At 72.7% G+C, this 17,863-nt stretch carries 19 protein-coding genes; 18 read left to right on the top strand and 1 reads right to left on the bottom strand.

Going from position 1 to position 17,863, the window contains the following annotated elements; translation table 11 throughout:
- The first annotated feature begins 10 nt into the window (after positions 1 to 10).
- The 3 genes from thrS (at position 11) to QWY28_RS20735 (ending at position 4,819) form a co-directional block, all read left to right on the top strand.
- Positions 11 to 1,990, top strand: coding sequence for a threonine--tRNA ligase (thrS, locus tag QWY28_RS20725; protein WP_439117272.1), 1,980 nt, complete (start codon positions 11 to 13; stop codon positions 1,988 to 1,990).
- Between the two features lie 180 nt (positions 1,991 to 2,170).
- Positions 2,171 to 3,142: an AurF N-oxygenase family protein gene (locus QWY28_RS20730; RefSeq protein ID WP_300954689.1), complete on the top strand. Its 972-nt coding sequence runs from the start codon at positions 2,171 to 2,173 to the stop codon at positions 3,140 to 3,142.
- 3 nt (positions 3,143 to 3,145) lie between these two features.
- Entirely contained in the window at positions 3,146 to 4,819 is a 1,674-nt protein-coding gene (locus QWY28_RS20735) for an FAD-dependent oxidoreductase (protein WP_300954691.1), read from the top strand.
- Here QWY28_RS20735 and QWY28_RS20740 read toward each other — a convergent pair.
- A complete protein-coding gene (locus tag QWY28_RS20740) occupies positions 4,800 to 4,937 on the bottom strand; it encodes a hypothetical protein (RefSeq protein ID WP_300954693.1) in 138 nt (45 codons plus the stop codon). The two genes, QWY28_RS20735 and QWY28_RS20740, sit on opposite strands and share 20 nt — an antisense overlap.
- 113 nt (positions 4,938 to 5,050) lie before the next feature.
- Between QWY28_RS20740 and QWY28_RS20745 the strand changes: the two genes are divergently transcribed.
- From QWY28_RS20745 to QWY28_RS20815, 15 genes are all read left to right on the top strand, one after another.
- Positions 5,051 to 5,773 carry a TetR/AcrR family transcriptional regulator gene (locus tag QWY28_RS20745; protein ID WP_300954695.1) on the top strand — a complete coding sequence of 241 codons (723 nt, stop codon included), beginning with the start codon at positions 5,051 to 5,053 and terminating at the stop codon, positions 5,771 to 5,773.
- On the top strand, positions 5,770 to 6,339 hold the full coding sequence (locus QWY28_RS20750; RefSeq protein ID WP_300954697.1) for an HIT family protein: 570 nt from the start codon (positions 5,770 to 5,772) through the stop codon (positions 6,337 to 6,339). Before QWY28_RS20745 ends, QWY28_RS20750 begins: the two co-directional genes overlap by 4 nt.
- Complete coding sequence (locus QWY28_RS20755; protein WP_300954698.1) at positions 6,336 to 7,106, top strand: inositol monophosphatase family protein; 771 nt, start codon at positions 6,336 to 6,338, stop codon at positions 7,104 to 7,106. The genes QWY28_RS20750 and QWY28_RS20755 overlap by 4 nt, the downstream gene beginning before the upstream one ends.
- Before the next feature lie 12 nt (positions 7,107 to 7,118).
- The gene (gene pgsA / locus QWY28_RS20760) at positions 7,119 to 7,751 is read left to right on the top strand and encodes a phosphatidylinositol phosphate synthase (protein WP_300954699.1); all 633 of its coding nucleotides are present in this window, start codon (positions 7,119 to 7,121) and stop codon (positions 7,749 to 7,751) included.
- A 20-nt stretch (positions 7,752 to 7,771) separates the two neighbouring features.
- The gene (gene pdxS, locus QWY28_RS20765; protein WP_300954700.1) at positions 7,772 to 8,683 is read left to right on the top strand and encodes a pyridoxal 5'-phosphate synthase lyase subunit PdxS; all 912 of its coding nucleotides are present in this window, start codon (positions 7,772 to 7,774) and stop codon (positions 8,681 to 8,683) included.
- 160 nt (positions 8,684 to 8,843) lie between these two features.
- Positions 8,844 to 9,851, top strand: coding sequence for a metallophosphoesterase (locus QWY28_RS20770; protein WP_300954703.1), 1,008 nt, complete (start codon positions 8,844 to 8,846; stop codon positions 9,849 to 9,851).
- Positions 9,852 to 10,073: 222 nt separating this feature from the next.
- Positions 10,074 to 10,649, top strand: coding sequence for a pyridoxal 5'-phosphate synthase glutaminase subunit PdxT (gene pdxT, locus QWY28_RS20775; RefSeq protein ID WP_300954705.1), 576 nt, complete (start codon positions 10,074 to 10,076; stop codon positions 10,647 to 10,649).
- Between the two features lie 69 nt (positions 10,650 to 10,718).
- Positions 10,719 to 11,486: a YebC/PmpR family DNA-binding transcriptional regulator gene (locus QWY28_RS20780; protein WP_300954706.1), complete on the top strand. Its 768-nt coding sequence runs from the start codon at positions 10,719 to 10,721 to the stop codon at positions 11,484 to 11,486.
- An 81-nt stretch (positions 11,487 to 11,567) separates the two neighbouring features.
- Positions 11,568 to 12,092 carry a crossover junction endodeoxyribonuclease RuvC gene (gene ruvC / locus QWY28_RS20785; RefSeq protein WP_300954707.1) on the top strand — a complete coding sequence of 175 codons (525 nt, stop codon included), beginning with the start codon at positions 11,568 to 11,570 and terminating at the stop codon, positions 12,090 to 12,092.
- Positions 12,089 to 12,685 (top strand): Holliday junction branch migration protein RuvA, encoded by a 597-nt coding sequence (ruvA, locus tag QWY28_RS20790; protein ID WP_300954710.1) that lies wholly within the window; start codon positions 12,089 to 12,091, stop codon positions 12,683 to 12,685. The genes ruvC and ruvA overlap by 4 nt, the downstream gene beginning before the upstream one ends.
- Positions 12,686 to 12,690: 5 nt before the next feature.
- Positions 12,691 to 13,764, top strand: a complete 1,074-nt coding sequence (gene ruvB, locus QWY28_RS20795) for a Holliday junction branch migration DNA helicase RuvB (protein WP_300954711.1) — start codon at positions 12,691 to 12,693, stop codon at positions 13,762 to 13,764.
- Positions 13,765 to 13,881: 117 nt separating this feature from the next.
- On the top strand, positions 13,882 to 14,172 hold the full coding sequence (gene yajC / locus QWY28_RS20800; RefSeq protein ID WP_300954714.1) for a preprotein translocase subunit YajC: 291 nt from the start codon (positions 13,882 to 13,884) through the stop codon (positions 14,170 to 14,172).
- Position 14,173: 1 nt separating this feature from the next.
- On the top strand, positions 14,174 to 16,006 hold the full coding sequence (secD, locus tag QWY28_RS20805; RefSeq protein ID WP_300954716.1) for a protein translocase subunit SecD: 1,833 nt from the start codon (positions 14,174 to 14,176) through the stop codon (positions 16,004 to 16,006).
- Entirely contained in the window at positions 16,006 to 17,262 is a 1,257-nt protein-coding gene (gene secF, locus QWY28_RS20810) for a protein translocase subunit SecF (protein ID WP_300954717.1), read from the top strand. The genes secD and secF overlap by 1 nt, the downstream gene beginning before the upstream one ends.
- Positions 17,263 to 17,296: 34 nt before the next feature.
- Positions 17,297 to 17,851 (top strand): adenine phosphoribosyltransferase, encoded by a 555-nt coding sequence (locus QWY28_RS20815; RefSeq protein ID WP_300954738.1) that lies wholly within the window; start codon positions 17,297 to 17,299, stop codon positions 17,849 to 17,851.
- The last annotated feature ends 12 nt before the right edge of the window (positions 17,852 to 17,863 follow it).

Genomic DNA, 17,863 nt, shown 5'->3' on the forward strand with positions numbered 1-17,863 from the left:
CGTGTCCGACATGAGAGTCGTCCTCGTCCACGCCGATGCGCGCGAGGACCGGACGACCACGACGGGCACCAAGGCCTGGGAGCTCTTCGCCGAGGACCCGGCGGTCATCGCCGCCCGGGTCAACGGGGACCTCCGCGACCTCTCCCACGAGCTCGCCGACGGCGACGAGGTCGAGGGCGTCGCGATCGACAGCCCCGACGGCCTCGACGTGCTGCGCCACTCCACCGCGCACGTCATGGCGCAGGCCGTCCAGGAGCTGTTCCCCGACGCCAGGCTCGGCATCGGCCCGCCGGTCACCGACGGCTTCTACTACGACTTCGACGTCGAGACGCCGTTCGTCCCCGAGGACCTCGACAAGATCGAGTCCCGGATGCGCAAGATCATCAAGGAGGGCCAGAAGTTCGCGCGCCGCGTCACCACCGACGCCGACGCGATCAACGAGCTGGCCGACGAGCCGTACAAGATCGAGCTCATCGGGCTCAAGGGCTCCGGGAAGTCCGAGGACGCCGCCGAGGGCGCGTCGGTCGAGGTCGGCGCGGGCGAGCTGACGATCTACGACAACATCCGCCGCAACGGCGACGTCGCGTGGAGCGACCTGTGCCGCGGGCCGCACCTGCCGACCACCAAGCGGATCCCCGCGTTCAAGCTGATGCGCACCGCGGCGGCGTACTGGCGCGGCGACGAGAAGAACAAGCAGCTCCAGCGCGTCTACGGCACCGCCTGGCCCTCGAAGGAGGACCTCGAGGCGTACCTCCACCGCCTGGAGGAGGCCGAGCGCCGCGACCACCGCAAGCTCGGGCGCGACCTCGACCTGTTCTCCTTCCCCGACGAGCTCGGCTCCGGCCTGCCGGTCTTCCACCCGAAGGGCGGCGTGATCAAGCGGGAGATGGAGGACTACGTCCGCCGCCGGCACATCGAGGAGGGCTTCGAGTACGTCGGCACCCCGCACATCAGCAAGGACGGGCTGTTCCACACCTCGGGGCACCTGCCGTACTACGCCGACACGATGTTCCCGCCGATGGAGCTCGAGGGCGCGAAGTACCAGCTGAAGGCGATGAACTGCCCGATGCACAACCTCATCTACTCCTCCCGCGGGCGGTCCTACCGCGAGCTGCCGCTGCGGCTCTTCGAGTTCGGCCACGTCTACCGCTACGAGAAGTCCGGCGTCGTGCACGGCCTGACCCGGGTCCGCGGGTTCGCCCAGGACGACTCGCACTCCTACGTCACCCCCGAGCAGGCGCCCGGCGAGATCAAGCACCTGCTCGACTTCGTGCTCGGCCTGCTGCGCGACTTCGGCCTCGACGACTTCTACCTGGAGATGTCGACGCGCGACGACTCCAAGCCCGACAAGTTCATCGGCTCCGACGACCAGTGGGAGACCGCGACCCGCGTGCTGCGCGAGGTCTGCGAGGAGTCGGGTCTTGAGCTGGTCCCCGACCCGGGCGGCGCGGCGTTCTACGGCCCGAAGGTCTCGGTGCAGGCGCGCGACGCGATCGGCCGGACCTGGCAGATGTCGACGATCCAGTACGACTTCAACCAGCCGCACCGCTTCGGCCTGGAGTACAACGGCGCGGACGGCGCCAAGCACGAGCCGGTGATGATCCACTCGGCGAAGTTCGGCTCGATCGAGCGCTTCCTCGGCGTGCTCGTCGAGCACTACGCCGGCGCCTTCCCCCCGTGGCTCGCGCCGGTCCAGGTGCAGGCGATCCCGATCGCCGAGCGGCACGAGGACTACCTGTGGGACGTCGCCAAGCGGATGCGCACCGAGGGGCTGCGGGTCGACGTCGACGACTCGACCGACCGGATGCAGAAGAAGATCCGCAACGCGCAGCTGCAGAAGGTGCCGTTCATGATGATCGCCGGCGACGACGACCTCGCCGCCGGCGCGGTGTCGTTCCGCTACCGCGACGGCCGCCAGGACAACGGCGTGCCGGTCGAGGAGGCCATCGCCCGCGTCCGTGAGGCCGTCGCCGGTCGCACCCAGGTCTGACCGTCGCCGCGGCGTGCTCCGTCGCACTCACCGAGGCCCGTCCCCGCTCGCCGGGGGCGGGCCTCGGTGCGTCAGCGCGCCTCCGGCAACCGCCGAGAGCAGGACGCGGCCGCTGTACCCGCGACACGCGTCGCACACACCTATTTACATCGGACGCGGCGTCGCACTAACCTCGCAGGCATGACCGCGACGGACCAGCGCCCCAGCTCGTACGACGACACCCTCCGCACGCTGTCGGAGGCCTCGGTGCACCAGCACTTCGACGCGTTCCTCGACATCGCCTGGGACGATCCGGAGTACGCCGTGGACCCGTCCGACCGCCGCTGGGTGCTGCCCGCCGGCGACGTCCTCGGTGGCCACCCGTGGTACCGCAACCTCCCGCTGGAGCGACAGGTCGAGATCGGGCTCTACCGGCAGGCGAACATCACCAAGGTCGGCCTGCAGTTCGAGCAGGTCCTCATCAGCGGCCTGATGAACTACGCCTTCGCCCTGCGCAACGGCAGCCCCGAGTTCCGGTACTCCACCCACGAGGCGACCGAGGAGTGCCACCACACCCAGATGTTCCAGGAGTTCGTCAACCGCTCGGGGCAGGACGTCTCGGGCGGCACCTGGACGTTCCGCGCGGTGGCGCCGTTCCTCCCGCTCTTCGCCAAGTGGGTGCCGTTCGGGTTCTTCTACGGCGTGCTCGCGGGCGAGGAGCCGATCGACCACGTGCAGAAGGCGGTCCTGCGTGCCGGCGACGACATGCACCCGCTCCTGCGCCGGATCATGCAGATCCACGTCGCCGAGGAGGCGCGCCACATCGGCTTCGCGCACACCTACCTCGAGCACCGTGCACCCCGGCTGAGCCGCGTCCAGCGCGCGATCCTGAGCCTGGTCGTGCCGTTGATCATGCGGTGGCTCTGCGACCAGATCCTGCGCCCGGGCCGCAAGGCCCGCCGCGACATGGGCATCCCGCGCTCGGTCGTCCGCGACGTGTGGTGGGGCCGGGCGGAGTCGCGGAAGTTCCTGCGCGACCTCTTCGCCGACGTCCGCATGCTCGCCGAGCGCACCGGGATGATGAACCCGGTCTCGCGCTTGCTGTGGCGGCTGATGCGCATCGACGGGCGCAGCTCGCGCTTCCGCAGCCAGCCCGCCTCCGCGGCCTCCTGACCCGTGCCGTACGTCGTCACGCAGTCCTGCTGCGCCGACGCCTCCTGCGTCGTCGCCTGCCCGGTCAACTGCATCCACCCCGCGCCGGGGGAGCCCGGCTTCGCCACCGCCGAGATGCTGTACGTCGACCCGCGCTCGTGCGTGGGCTGCGGGGCGTGCACGACGGCGTGCCCCGTCGGGGCGGTCGTGCCGGACACGGCGCTCACGCCCGAGCAGGAGCCTTTTCGCGAGCTCAACGCCGCCTACTACGACGCGTTCCCGCACGCCGACCGCGCGCCGCTCGCCCTCGTGCCCCCGCAGCGGCGGCTGCAGCGGCCCCGCCCGGTCCGGGTGGCCGTCGTGGGCGCGGGGCCGGCCGGGCTGTACACCGCGGACGAGCTGCTCACGCACCCCGAGGTCACCGTCGACGTCCTCGACCGGCTGCCCACGCCGTACGGCCTGCTCCGCGCCGGCGTCGCCCCCGACCACCAGCACACCAAGGAGGCCGAGCGGCTGTTCCGCGCGATCGAGGAGCAGCCGGGCTTCCGCTACCTGTTGGGTGTCGAGGTCGGCCGGGACGTGACCAGTGCCGAGCTGGCCGAGCGGTACGACGCCGTCGTGTGGACCGTCGGCGCGTCGGCCGACCGTCGCCTCGGCGTGCCCGGGGAGGACCTCGCCGGATCGGCGTCGGCCACGGCGCTGGTCGGTTGGTACAACGGCCACCCCGACCACCGTGACCTCGTGGTCGACCTCGCGCACGAGCGCGTCGTCGTCATCGGCAACGGCAACGTCGCCCTCGACGTGGCACGCGTGCTGACCGCCGACGCCGACGAGCTGGCCCGCACCGACGTCGCCGACCACGCCCTGGTCGCGCTGCGCGACAGCGCCGTGCGCGAGCTCGTGGTCGTCGGCCGCCGCGGGCCCGGGCAGGCGTCCTTCACCACGCCGGAGCTCGTCGGGCTCGCGGGTCTCGCCCGCTCCGGTGCCGTCGACGTCGTGGTCGACCTCGGAGGCGCCGCGCCGGAGGAGCTCGCCGGCGACGACCTGCGGACCCGGGTGCTGCGCGAGCTCGCGGGGCGCACCCCCGACCCGACGCGCCGCCGGATCGTGCTGCGCTTCCTCGCCTCGCCGACGCGGCTGCTGGGCACCGACCGCGTCGCGGGCGTCGAGCTGGTCCGCAACGAGCTGGTCCCCGACGCCGCCGGGGTGCCGCGCGCGAAGGCGACCGACGAGACCGAGGTGCTCGAGGCCGGGATGGTGCTTCGCTCGGTCGGCTACCGCGGCGTCCCGGTCGACGGCCTGCCGCACGACCCGGTCAGCGGGACCGTGCCGAACGAGCAGGGCCGCGTCGAGCCGGGGACGTACGTCGCCGGCTGGGTCAAGCGCGGGCCGACCGGCTTCCTCGGCACCAACAAGTCGTGCGCCCAGGAGACCGTGGGGACGCTGCTCGACGACCTCGACTCCGGGCTCCTCGAGGAGCGCACGACGCGGGCCGGTGACCTGCGACGCCTGCTCGACGCACGCGGCGTACACGTCGTGGACCTCGCCGGGTGGCGGGCGATCGACCGCGAGGAGCGGCGCCGCGGCGAGGCCGCGGGCCGCCCTCGGGTCAAGCTGACCGACCCCGACGAGATGCTCGAGACGGTCAGGTCCGCCGGCCGTCGTGGCCGGCGGCGGCTCAGCGCTTCTTCTCGGTGAGCTTGTCCATGGAGCTCGCGGTGTCCGAGGCGGCCTTGGCGCGCTTCTCGCCCCGCTTCTCCTTGATCGACTTGCCGGACTTCTTCGACATTCCTTGACGCGGCGACTTGTCGCTCATGGGGCATCCCTTGGTGGAGGGCCTGGGCGGCCCCGTCCGGTGAGCGTACGCCCCGAGGCCGCCGGTTAGGCTGGCCTCCGCCGATCAGCGGGTCAGGGAGAACGGGGCTGAGCATGTCGTCCAGCGAGCAGGGGCGTCCGGACGGACGCCAGGCGCGCTGGGACCGGCACAACGAGCAGCGACGCCAGCAGATCCTCGATGCGGCGATCGCCGTCATCGAGGACGGCGAGCCGGGCGCGGAGTTCCACGTCCAGCAGATCGCCGAGCGCGCCGGCCTCAACCGCACCGTGGTCTACCGGCACTTCGCCGACCGCTCCGACCTCGACCGCGCCGTGCAGACCGAGATCCTCGACGGCCTCTGGGCCGAGCTGCTCCCCGAGATCGGGCTCGACGGCACGATCCCGGAGATCGTCGAGCGGATCGTGGCGACGTACGTCGGCTGGGCCGTCGCCCACCCCGCGCTGCACCGGGTCGCCGAGCAGGGCGAGGGCACCGGCCCGCTCCAGCAGGGCCTGGCCCAGATCGCCGCGCAAGTCTGCGAGGTCATCACCACCGCCGTCGAGATGCTCGGGCTGGAGGTCAGCGAGGACGAGCGCGCTGCCATCGACCCGTTGGTCTTCGGCCTCGTCGGTGCGGTCTTCGGGGCCGTGCGCCGCTGGATGGCGCGCCCCGAACGGCTGCCGGCCGCCCCCAAGCTGGTCGAGCTGGTCACCGGTTCGGTCTGGTACATCCTCGAGGGCCACGGACGGGCCCTGGGCATCGAGCTGGACCCCCAGCAGCGGGTCGAGGACCTGATCACCGCCGCGGCGTCGGGCCGCGCCGAGGCCGCACCGTGACCGAGAGGACCGACGAGGACGTGCTGCACCAGGACGGCATCGGTCGCGCCGACGAGCTCGACCGGCTCTGGACCCCGCACCGGATGGCCTACATCCGCGGCGAGAACAAGCCTGCCGACGCCTCCTCCGGCGAGTGCCCGTTCTGCCGGATCCCCTCGCTGCCCGACGACGAGGGCCTGGTGGTGCACCGCGGTGCGCTGTCGTTCGTCGTGCTCAACCTCTACCCCTACGCGCCGGGCCACCTCATGGTCTGCCCCTACCGCCACATCGCCGACTACACCGAGACCACCGACGAGGAGGCCGCCGAGATCGCCGACCTCACCCGCGAGGCCATGCGCGTGGTCCGCGGGGTCTCCGGTGCCGGCGGCTTCAACATCGGCATGAACCAGGGCCACATCGCCGGCGCGGGCATCGCCGCCCACCTGCACCAGCACGTCGTGCCGCGCTGGCCGGGCGACCAAAACTTCATGCCGATCATCGGGCGCACCAAGACCCTCCCGGAGCTGCTCGGCGAGACGCGGACCCTCTTCGCCGAGGCGTGGCCCGCGTCCACGGACCGCTCGTGACCGCGCTCGCCGACGACGCGCGGCTCGCGGCAGACCTGGTCCGCGAGGCCGGCACGCTGGCCCGCCGGATGCGCGGCGAGGGCCTGCGGCTCGACTTCAAGACCTCGATCTCCGACGTGGTCACCGCCGCGGACCGGGCCGCGGAGGAGCTGGTCACCGGCCGGCTGCGCGCCGAGTGCCCCGGCGACGCGGTGCTGGGGGAGGAGCACGGCCACGTCGCGGACAGCACGACCGGCCGCTCGTGGGTCGTCGACCCCGTCGACGGCACCTACAACTTCGTCAACGACCTGCCCTGGTGGTGCTCCGCGGTCGGCCTGCGAGACACCGCGGACCTGCTGGTCGGTGCGGTCCACGACCCCATGGCCGAGGCGACGTACGTCGGCGGGCCGGGGCTGCCGAGCACGTGCGACGGCCGGCCGCTGGCCCCGCTGGCCGACCGGCCCCTGGCGGAGATCAGCATCGCGACGTACCTCCACCCGCCGTTCCTCGAGGGCGAGGTCGGCGCGGCCTGGCGCCGCGCGGCCGGTGGCGCGGCCGCGCTGCGCTGGCTGGGCTCGATGAGCATGGACCAGGTCGGGGTCGCGACCGGCCGGGTCGGCCTGGTCTTCCAGCACTCCGTCGCCCCCTGGGACGAGCTGCCGGGCGCCGCGATCATCCGCGGCGTCGGGGGAGTGACGCGCCACGTCGAGGTCGCCGGCAAGGACTGGTACGTCGCCGGGCCGCCGTCCGCGGTCGGCGAAGTCTGCTCGCGGCTGCTCGACCGCTAGCCTGCTCCCGCCATGCTGGATCGTTTCCGTGCCTTCTGGACGAAGGTCGTCGCCCCCGTCGCCCACCTGCTCATCAGGCTCGGCGTCAGCGCCGACGTCGTGACCCTCGTCGGGACGTTGGGGGTGAGCGCCGGCGCGCTCGTGTTCTACCCGCAGGGCGAGCTGCTCATCGGCACGCTGGTCATCACGGCCTTCGTGTTCAGCGACCTCGTCGACGGCTACATGGCGCGCACCACGGGCCGCTCGAGCTCCTTCGGCGCGTTCCTGGACTCCACCCTCGACCGGATCGGCGACGGGGCAATCTTCGCCGGGCTGGCGCTGTACTTCGCCTGGGAGGGCGACAGCCGGCTCTACCTCGTCCTGTCCTTGATCTGCCTGGTGATGGGCAGCGTGACCTCCTACGCCCGCTCGCGCGCGGAGAGCCTCGGCTACACCGCCAAGGTCGGCATCGCCGAGCGCGCCGACCGGCTCGTGGCGATCCTGGTGATGACCGGTCTGGGCGCGATCTTCGACCTGCCGGTCCTCATGCACGTCGCGCTGTGGGCGCTGGCGATCGCCTCGACGGTCACCGTGGTCCAGCGGGTCTGGGTCGTGCGCCAGCAGGCGCTCGCGGCGGCCGCGGACGCGAATCCGTCCGCCGGGTAAAGCCGCCTACGCTCTCCGCCATGAGCGAGAGCACCCCCAGCGCCACCACCTCGGGCACCGGCACCACCCGCGTCAAGCGCGGCATGGCCGAGATGCTCAAGGGCGGCGTGATCATGGACGTCGTCACCGCCGAGCAGGCCAAGATCGCCGAGGACGCCGGCGCGGTCGCGGTGATGGCGCTGGAGCGGGTGCCGGCCGACATCCGTGCGCAGGGTGGCGTCTCGCGGATGAGCGACCCGGACATGATCGACTCGATCATCGAGGCGGTCTCGATCCCGGTGATGGCCAAGGCCCGGATCGGCCACTTCGCCGAGGCGCAGGTGCTGCAGTCGCTCGGCGTCGACTACGTCGACGAGTCCGAGGTGCTCACGCCGGCCGACTACGCCAACCACATCGACAAGTGGGCCTTCACCGTGCCGTTCGTGTGCGGGGCGACGAACCTGGGCGAGGCGCTGCGCCGGATCACCGAGGGTGCGGCGATGATCCGCTCCAAGGGCGAGGCCGGCACCGGCGACGTGTCGAACGCGGTCACCCACATGCGCACCATCCGCGGCGAGATCCGCCGGCTCGCGGCGCTCGAGGGCGACGAGCTGTACGTCGCGGCCAAGGAGCTCCAGGCGCCGTACGACCTGGTCAAGGAGGTCGCGGAGAGTGGGAAGCTGCCGGTCGTGCTGTTCACCGCCGGCGGCATCGCCACCCCGGCGGACGCCGCGATGATGATGCAGCTGGGCGCCGAGGGCGTCTTCGTCGGCTCGGGCATCTTCAAGTCGGGCAACCCCGCGCAGCGGGCCGAGGCGATCGTCAAGGCCACCACCTTCCACGACGACCCGGACATGGTCGCGAAGGTCTCGCGCGGCCTGGGCGAGGCCATGGTCGGCATCAACGTCGAGGAGATCCCGCAGCCGCACCGCCTCGCCGAGCGCGGCTGGTGACCTCCTGAGCGACGTCGAGGGGTCGTGGCTGGGCCAGGTCCTCGGCGTCCTGGCCCTCCTGCTCCTCCTCGCGCTCGTCGCGGGGTGGGCGCGCTGGCTGCACCGGCGCCTCGCCGTCGTCACGGACGCGCCGCGCTGGGCGCGCCGGACCTCCCTGGTCGTGGTCGTCGGCGGGCTGCTGCTCTACGGCGCGGCCAACGTCGCCTACCGCACGATCGACCCCGCGCCCCTGCGGCCGGTGCTGTGGATCGGCCTCGCCTGGCTCGGGCTGGCCTGGTACCTCTCGCTCGGCTGCCTCCTGCTCGCGCTCCTCGCGCTCGCCCTCCGACTGCTCGGGCGGCCTGCTGATCAGGCCCGGCTGCTCGCCGTCGGCACGCCCGCCGTCGTCGTCCTCGCGGTGGGCGTGATGGCGGTCGGCGCGGTGGTCGCCCAACGGCCGCGCGCCACGGCGTACGACGTGGGGTCGGCGGCGCTCCCGCCGGGCTGGGACGGCGCCCGCGTCGTGCTCCTGACCGACCTCCACGTCGGCGTCGTCCACGGTGAGGCCTGGACGCGTCGCGTCGTGGACCTGGTCAACGCCCAGGACCCCGACCTCGTCGTCCTCGGCGGGGACCTCGTCGACGGGCGGGAGCGCTACACCGGCCCGGACCTCGACCCGCTCGCCGGCCTCGACGCGCCCCTCGGGGTCGTCGCGGTCTCCGGCAACCACGAGATCGAGAGCGGCGACGCCCCGGCGTACCTCGACCGCCTCGAGCGGCTCGGCGTCGACGTCCTGCGCAACGAGCAGGTCACGCTCACCCGCGGGGGAGACCCGCTCGTCCTCGCCGGCGTCCACGACGAGATCGGCACCGGCGAGCTGGAGCCCGACCCCGCCGCGGCGCTCGCCGGCACCTCGCCCGAGGACTTCGTCGTGTACGTCGCCCACGAGCCGCGCCAGCTGGTCGCGGGCGCGGGCGTCGACCTCCAGCTCTCCGGCCACACCCACGGCGGCCAGATCTGGCCGTTCGGCTGGCTGGTGCCGCTGCAGCAGCCCACCCTGGCGGGCGTCGACGAGGTGGAGGGCGTGACGGTCGTGACGTCCCGCGGCGTCGGGACCTCCGGCCCGCCTGTCCGCACCGGCGCCGTCCCCGAGGTCACGGTCGTCACCCTGCGCCGCGCCGACAGCTGACGGGGCGCCGAGGGCCGGGGCCGAGCGCGACCATTCCCGTTCAATTGAACGGGAATGTCGCATTACCCGCCGGTAGAAGCGCCACAACCGCGCAATTGAACGATCGTCGACGCCCGGAGCACGCTCGGAGCACGCCCGACCGCGCCCGCCTCCAGCGCGCCGTCCACCCACGCCGAGGCGCCGGCCGGCCGGACCTCTCCGGACCGCACCTATGCTGCGCGCGTGCCCACCACGATCGGCGTCCTGGCGCTTCAGGGGGACGTGCGCGAGCACGTCCGGACGCTCGAGGACCTCGGGGTCGCGACGACGCGCGTCCGCCGGCCCGAGGAGCTCGAGCAGGTCGACGGGCTGGTCCTCCCGGGCGGTGAGTCGACGACCATGGCCCGGCTGCTGCGCACCTTCGGCCTGCTGGAGCCGCTGCGGGCGCGCATCGCCGGCGGGATGCCGGCGTTCGGGACGTGCGCGGGGATGATCCTGCTCGCCGACCGCGTCCGCGACGGCGCCGCCGGCCAGGAGACGGTGGGCGGTCTCGACGTCACCGTGCGGCGCAACGCCTTCGGCCGGCAGGTCGACTCCTTCGAGACCGCGCTGGCCGTCGACGGCCTCGCCGACCCGGTGCACGCGGTCTTCATCCGCGCCCCCTGGGTCGAGGAGGTCGGGCCCGGGGTCGACGTCCTGGCCGTCGCCGCCGACCACCCCGTCGCGGTGCGCCAGGACGCGCTGCTCGCGACCTCCTTCCACCCCGAGGTCGACACCGACGGCCGCGTCCACCGGATGTTCGTGGAGATGGTCGGGTGAGCGGCCGGTAGGATCGACGGTCGGTGCAGGGGACTGCACAGCACACGACCGGCGCGGGAAGAGGGACGCATGTCTGGCCACTCCAAGTGGGCGACCACCAAGCACAAGAAGGCCGCCATCGACGCCAAGCGCGGCAAGATGTTCGCCAAGCTGATCAAGAACGTCGAGGTCGCGGCGCGCATGGGCGGCGGCGACCCCGCGGGCAACCCGACGCTGTACGACGCCATCCAGAAGGCCAAGAAGTCCTCGGTCCCCAACGACAACATCGACCGCGCCGTCAAGCGCGGCTCCGGCGCGGAGACCGGCGGCGCCGACTACCAGACGATCATGTACGAGGTGTACGGCGCGCAGGGCGTCGGCATCCTCGTCGAGTGCCTGACCGACAACAAGAACCGCGCCGCGATGGAGGTCCGGACCGCGGTGACCCGCAACGGCGGCACCATGGCCGACCCCGGCTCGGTCTCGCGCCTGTTCAACCGCAAGGGCGTGGTCGTCGTCGCGAAGGAGCAGGAGGGCAAGGAGGTCTCCGAGGACGACGTCCTCGAGGCCACCCTCGACGCGGGTGCCGAGGAGGTCACCGACCTCGGTGAGCAGTTCCAGGTCGTCTCCGAGGCGACCGACCTCGTCGCGGTCCGCACCGCCCTCCAGGCCGCCGGCCTCGACTACGAGTCCGCCGACGTCCAGTTCGTCGCGACCATGGACATCCCCGTCGACGCGACGGCCGCGGCCAAGGTGTTCAAGCTGATCGACGCCGTCGAGGACCTCGACGACGTGCAGGAGGTCTTCAGCAACGTCGACGTCTCCGCCGACGTGCTCGCCGAGCTCGAGGACGCCTGACCCGTCCGGCGTGTCGGGGCCCGCTCGTCCGCGGGCGGGCCGTAGCGTTCCTCCCGAACAGACGTTCGACGGAAGGCTGACATGCGCGTCCTCGGGATCGACCCCGGCCTGACCCGCTGCGGCATGGGCGTGGTCGAGGGCTCGGTCGGGCGACCGCTCGGCCTCGTCGACGTCGGGGTCCTGCGCACCAGCTCCGACCGCCCGGTCGCCGAGCGGCTGGTCACGATCGAGAAGGGCGTGGACGCCTGGCTCGACGAGCACCGCCCCGATGCGGTCGCCGTCGAGCGCGTCTTCGCCCGCTCCGACGTCAGCACCGTCATGGGCACGGCCCAGGCCAGCGGGATCGCAATGGTCTGCGCGGCCCGGCGCGGCCTGCCGATCGCCCTGCACACCCCGAGCGAGGTCAAGGCGGCGGTCTCCGGCAACGGCCGCGCGGACAAGGCGCAGGTCGGCGCGATGGTCACCCGCATCCTGCGGCTCGACGCGATGCCGAAGCCGGCCGACGCCGCCGACGCGCTCGCCCTGGCCATCACCCACATCTGGCGCGGAGGCGCCCAGGCCCGCATCGACGCCGCCCTCGCGGCGGCTGGGAGGAACCGACGTTGATCGCCTTCGTCCGCGGCCAGGTCGCCGGGGTCACGCTCACCAGCGCCGTGCTCGAGGTCGGCGGGGTCGGTCTCGAGCTGATGTGCACCCCCGGCACGCTCGCCGGGCTGCGCTCGGGGCACAGTGCGACGCTCGCGACCAGCATGGTCGTGCGCGAGGACTCGCTGACCCTCTTCGGGTTCGCCGACGAGGACGAGAAGAGCATCTTCGAGCTCGTGCAGACCGCCTCCGGGGTCGGCCCGAAGGTCGCCCAGGCGATGGTGGCGGTGCTCAGCCCCGACGACGTACGCCGCGCGATCTCCTCCGACGACGTCAAGACCCTGACCCGCGTGCCCGGCATCGGCCAGAAGGGGGCCCAGCGCATCATCCTGGAGCTCAAGGACCGGATCGGCCCGCCGGTGGGCTCCGGCGTCGCGCCGGTGGCCTCGAGCGTCGAGCCGTGGCGCGACCAGGTCCACCAGGGGCTCGTCGGCCTCGGCTGGTCCGCCAAGGACGCCGAGAAGGCCGTCGACGCCGTCGCGACCGATGCCGGTGACGCCCCCGACGTGGCCACGCTGCTCCGCGCGGCGCTGCGCACGCTCAGCAAGGCCTGAGCCCGGTGCCCTTCCACGAGGACGAGCTCGCCCAGGCCGAGGAGACCCACCTGCGGTCGATCACCGCCGCGGAGGCGGACGGCGACGAGCGGGCGGTCGAGGCCGCGCTCCGCCCGCGCACCCTCGACGAGGTGGTCGGCCAGTCGCGCGTGCGCGACCAGCTCGGCCTGGTCCTCGAGGCCGCGCGGCGGCGTGGCCGGGCCCCCGACCACGTGCTCCTCAGCGGCCCGCCGGGGCTGGGCAAGACCACGCTCGCGATGATCATCGCGGCGGAGATGACCGTCCCGCTGCGGCTGACCAGCGGGCCGGCGATCACCCACGCCGGCGACCTCGCGGCGATCCTGTCGGGGATGAACGAGGGCGAGGTGCTCTTCGTCGACGAGATCCACCGCATGTCCCGGCCGGCCGAGGAGATGCTCTACATGGCGATGGAGGACTTCCGCGTCGACGTCGTCATCGGCAAGGGGCCCGGCGCCACCGCCATCCCGCTCGACCTGCCGCCCTTCACCCTCGTCGGCGCGACCACCCGCGCCGGCCTGCTACCCGGTCCGCTGCGCGACCGGTTCGGCTTCACCGCCCACCTGGAGTTCTACGAGCCGCACGAGCTCGACCTCATCGTCCACCGCTCGGCCGGGCTGCTCGGCGTCGACCTCACCGACGAGGGCAGCGCGGAGATCGCCTCCCGCTCGCGGGGCACGCCGCGCATCGCCAACCGCCTGCTGCGCCGCGTCCGCGACTACGCCCAGGTCCGCGCCGACGGCGTGGTCACCCGCGAGGTCGCCGAGGCCGCGCTCGAGCTCTACGAGGTCGACCAGCTCGGGTTGGACCGGCTCGACCGGGCCGTCCTGGACGCCCTGTGCCGCCGCTTCGGCGGTGGGCCGGTCGGCATCTCCACGCTCGCCGTCGCCGTGGGGGAGGAGCGCGAGACCGTCGAGGAGGTCGCCGAGCCGTTCCTCGTCCGCAACGGCTTCCTCGCCCGTACGCCGCGTGGCCGGGTCGCGACGCCGGCGGCCTGGGAGCACCTCGGACTCGCCGTACCGCCGTCGACGGCGGGGGAACCGACCCTCTTCGAGGAGTGACTCCCCGGACCGCGGGATTCGTCCGGACGGGCGAGCCCGTAGGTATGCTTGCCCGTCGGCCGCCCCGGGAGTGACCCGGGTGCGCGGCCTCCCCGTCATCGCTCGAGAGGTCTCGTCGTGGAGCTCGCCTCCCTGCTGCCGCTGGTCGGCATCGCACTCCTCTTCTGGCTCCTGATCATCAGGCCGGCCTCCCGGCGCCAGAAGGAACTCGCTCGCATGCAGTCGTCGTTGGGGGTGGGTGACGGGGTCGTCCTGACCTCCGGCTTCCTCGGCACGATCCGCGAGCTCGACGACGAGACCGCACGGATCGAGCTCGCCGAGGGAGTCGTCGTGACCGTCGCCCGCGGTGCGATCGGCACCGTCACCCAGCCAGGGCCCGCCGCAGCCGGCGAGCCGGAGGAGATCTGACATGGCACGCAAGCCCCGCCCGGGACGCACCCTCGGGGTGTTCTTCCTCGGCCTGGTGCTGATCTACGGGCTCGTCGCCCTCGCCGGTAGCTGGAAGCCCGAGCTCGGCCTGGACCTCCAGGGCGGCACGCGCATCACGCTCGTGGCCACCGACGAGGACCCCGCCGACGACAGCCTGGAGCAGGCCCGCCAGATCATCGACGACCGCGTCAACGGCTCCGGTGTCGCCGAGGCCGACGTGGTGACCGAGGGCGACAACATCATCGTCGTCGAGATCCCCGGCAGCTCGCGGCGCGACCTGCTCGACACCGTCAAGCGGCAGGCGCAGCTGCGCTTCCGCCTCGTGGCGTGCTCCGACATCGAGCCGGGCCCGTGCGCCGGCGGCGGCGGTGGCCCGGCCCTCGACCCCAACGTGACCGGCGGGCTCCCCGACGGGTCCTCGGTGCAGATCGAGCCCGAGGGCGGGGACCAGGGCGGCGACCAGGGCAACGGCGCTGGCAACGGTGCTGGCAACGGCGCTGGCAACGGTGCGGGCAACGGCGACGGTGCCCAGCAGGGCAGCAACAACCGCCCGCCGGTCGGCTTCTCCCAGGCCGCCTCGCTGCGCAACGCGGAGTCCTCGCCGAGCGCCGAGCCGTCCGAGGACGCCGAGCCTTCCGAGGACGCGAGCGACGAGGCCTCCGAGGGGGCCAGTGAGGGCTCCTCGCCGGTCCCGGCGCCCGAGGGCGGCGAGAACGCCGACGACCCGCTGGCGTGGACCGACTCCCCGAACCAGGCCGCCATCAAGGCCTTCAACGAGTTCACCTGCCCGGCCGACGGCTCCGCGCCGAACGTCGTCGACGACCCCGACCGCCCGCTCGTCACCTGCGACACCGGTGAGCGCGGCCAGGTCGTGAAGTACCTCCTCTCTCCGTCGGCGATCGAGGGCACCCAGCTCGACAACGCCTCCGCGGCGATCCCGCAGGGCCAGGTCGACTGGGTCGTCCAGCTGAGCTTCAACGGCTCAGGCACCGAGACCTTCGCCGACATCTCGCGCAAGCTGTTCAACAACGGCGGCCAGTTCGCCGTGGTGCTCGACGGCCAGGTGCTCTCCGCACCCGGCATGGACGCCACCATCACCAACGGCGAGGCGCAGATCTACGGGAACTTCACCGAGGACACCGCGCGCAGCCTCGCCACCAGCCTGAAGTTCGGTGCGCTGCCGATCGCGTTCCAGGACGACGTCTCCTCCGAGACGATCGGCCCCTCGCTCGCGGGCGACCAGCTCTCGGCCGGCCTGTGGGCCGGCGGGTTCGGCCTCGGCCTGGTGATGCTCTACTGCCTGATCTACTACCGCGGCCTGGGCATCGTCGTGCTCGGCTCGCTCGCGGTCGCGGCGCTCATCACCTACGCGCTGGTGCTGCTGCTCAGCGAGACCGCCGGCTTCACGCTCACGCTGCCCGGCATCGCCGGCCTGATCATCGCCGTCGGTGTCACCGCCGACTCCTTCATCCTCTTCTTCGAGCGCATCCGCGACGAGATGCGCGAGGGCAAGTCGATGCGGGTCGCGGTCGAGACCGGGTGGAAGCGCGCGAAGGTGACCCGCCTCGCGGCGAACACCGTCTCGCTGCTCTCGGCCGCGGTGCTCTACATCTTCGCGACCGGTGCGGTGAAGGGCTTCGGCTTCGCGCTGGGCCTCTCCACGCTGATCGACCTCGCGGTGCTGTTCTGGTTCACCAAGCCCGCGGTGTCCTACCTCGCGCGGTACAAGTTCTTCAACGGCGGCGGCCGCCTCTCCGGCCTCAGCCCCGAGACGCTCGGCATGGACCGGGTCCCTGCTGGAGGTAAGGCCTGATGGGCAAGTTCTCCCGGCTCGGCAACGAGCTCTACAACGGCCGGAAGTCGATCGACTTCGTCGGCCGGAAGCCGCTGTGGTACGCCGTCTCGCTGCTGTTCGTCGGCATCGCGATCGCGATCGTGGTGGTCAAGGGCCTCAACTTCGGCATCGAGTTCACCGGCGGCACGCAGTACCGCGTGGCGGTCGGCGCCTCGGCCGCGACCCAGGACAACGCCGACGCCCTGCGCGCGGCCGTCGCCGACGCCGGCGTCGAGGGCGCGGAGTCCCCGGTGGTCACCACCGCCGGCGACTCGCTGCTCGTCCAGACCGAGGACCTCGACCAGGCCGAGAGCGACCAGGTCGTCGCGGCCATCACCGACACGGTGGAGGTCGACGACCCGCTCCAGGACATCTCCCAGGACGAGATCGGCGCGAGCTGGGGAGAGCAGGTCGCCGAGCGTGCCGTCATCGGCGTCGCGGTGTTCCTCGGCCTGGTCATGATCTTCATCTGGATCTACTTCCGCGAGTGGAAGATGTCGCTCGCCGCGCTCGTGGCGCTGTTCCACGACATCGCGATCACCGTCGGCATCTACGCGCTCTCCGGCTTTCCGGTGACCCCCTCGGCCGTCACCGGCCTGCTGGCGATCCTCGGCTTCTCGCTCTACGACACCGTCGTGGTCTTCGACAAGGTCCGCGAGAACACCCACGAGTACCTCCAGCCGGGCCAGTCCTACGCCGACGCCGCCAACCTCGCGGTCAACCAGACCCTGGTCCGCTCGATCAACACCGGCATCGTGGCGCTCATCCCGATCGGCGCCATCCTCTGGGTCAGCGCGGTGCAGCTGGGCGCGAGCTCGCTGCAGGACCTCGCGCTCTCGCAGTTCGTCGGCATGGCGGTCGGCGTCTACTCCTCGGTGGTCATCGCCCCGCGCGTCCTGGTGCACCTGAAGTCGACCGAGACCGAGGTGCGGCTCCAGGAGCGGCACGCCAAGGCCCGGGCCCGCGCCCAGGCCGACCGGTACGCCTCCGTGCCCGCGGTCACCTCCGACTCGCCCGCCGCCGACCAGGTGTGGGACCCCGAGGCGGACCCGGAGCTCGTGAGTGACGACGAGCCGGTCGTCGACCGTCCGGTCGCTGAGACCGCCTCGCGGCGGCCGGAGGCCAGTGGCCGTGGCCGCGTCGTGCCGCAGACCAAGGGGGAGGTCCGTGCCAGCGGTGCGGCCGGCCGTCAGCAGCCGTCCCGGGTCACCCGCTCCAAGCGCGGCAAGAGGTAACCGGGTGGTGAGCGGTCCCTCGGGCAGCGGGCCGGTGGGCGCGACCCGCACCGAGGTCGCGCGCGCCGCGCTCGAGCGGCTCGTCGTCGACGTACCCGACTTCCCCGAGCCGGGCGTCGTCTTCAAGGACATCACCCCGCTGCTCGCCGACCACGACGGGCTCACTGCCGTCGTCGCGGCGCTGGCCGAGGCCGGCCGCGACGGCGACGGCACGCCGGTCGTCGACAAGGTCGTCGGGATGGAGGCGCGCGGGTTCATCCTCGCCGCGCCCGTGGCCCTCGCGCTCGGGGCGGGCTTCGTCCCGGTGCGCAAGGCGGGCAAGCTGCCGCGCGAGGCGCACGCGGTCTCCTACGCCCTGGAGTACGCCGAGGCGACGCTCGAGCTGCACCGCGACGCGATCGCACCGGGGGAGCGCGTGCTGCTCGTCGACGACGTGCTGGCGACCGGCGGCACCGTCCGCGCGACCCGCGAGCTGGTCGCCGCGTGCGGCGGCACGCCGGTCGGCGTCAGCGTCCTGATGGAGCTGGGCTTCCTCGCCGGGCGCGAGGTCGTCGGTGACCTGCCGGTCCACAGCATCGCGGTCATCTGAGCCCCGCGGCAC

The sequence above is a fragment of the Nocardioides oceani genome, assembly GCF_030412965.1.
Classification (GTDB): Bacteria; Actinomycetota; Actinomycetes; order Propionibacteriales; family Nocardioidaceae; genus Nocardioides; species Nocardioides oceani.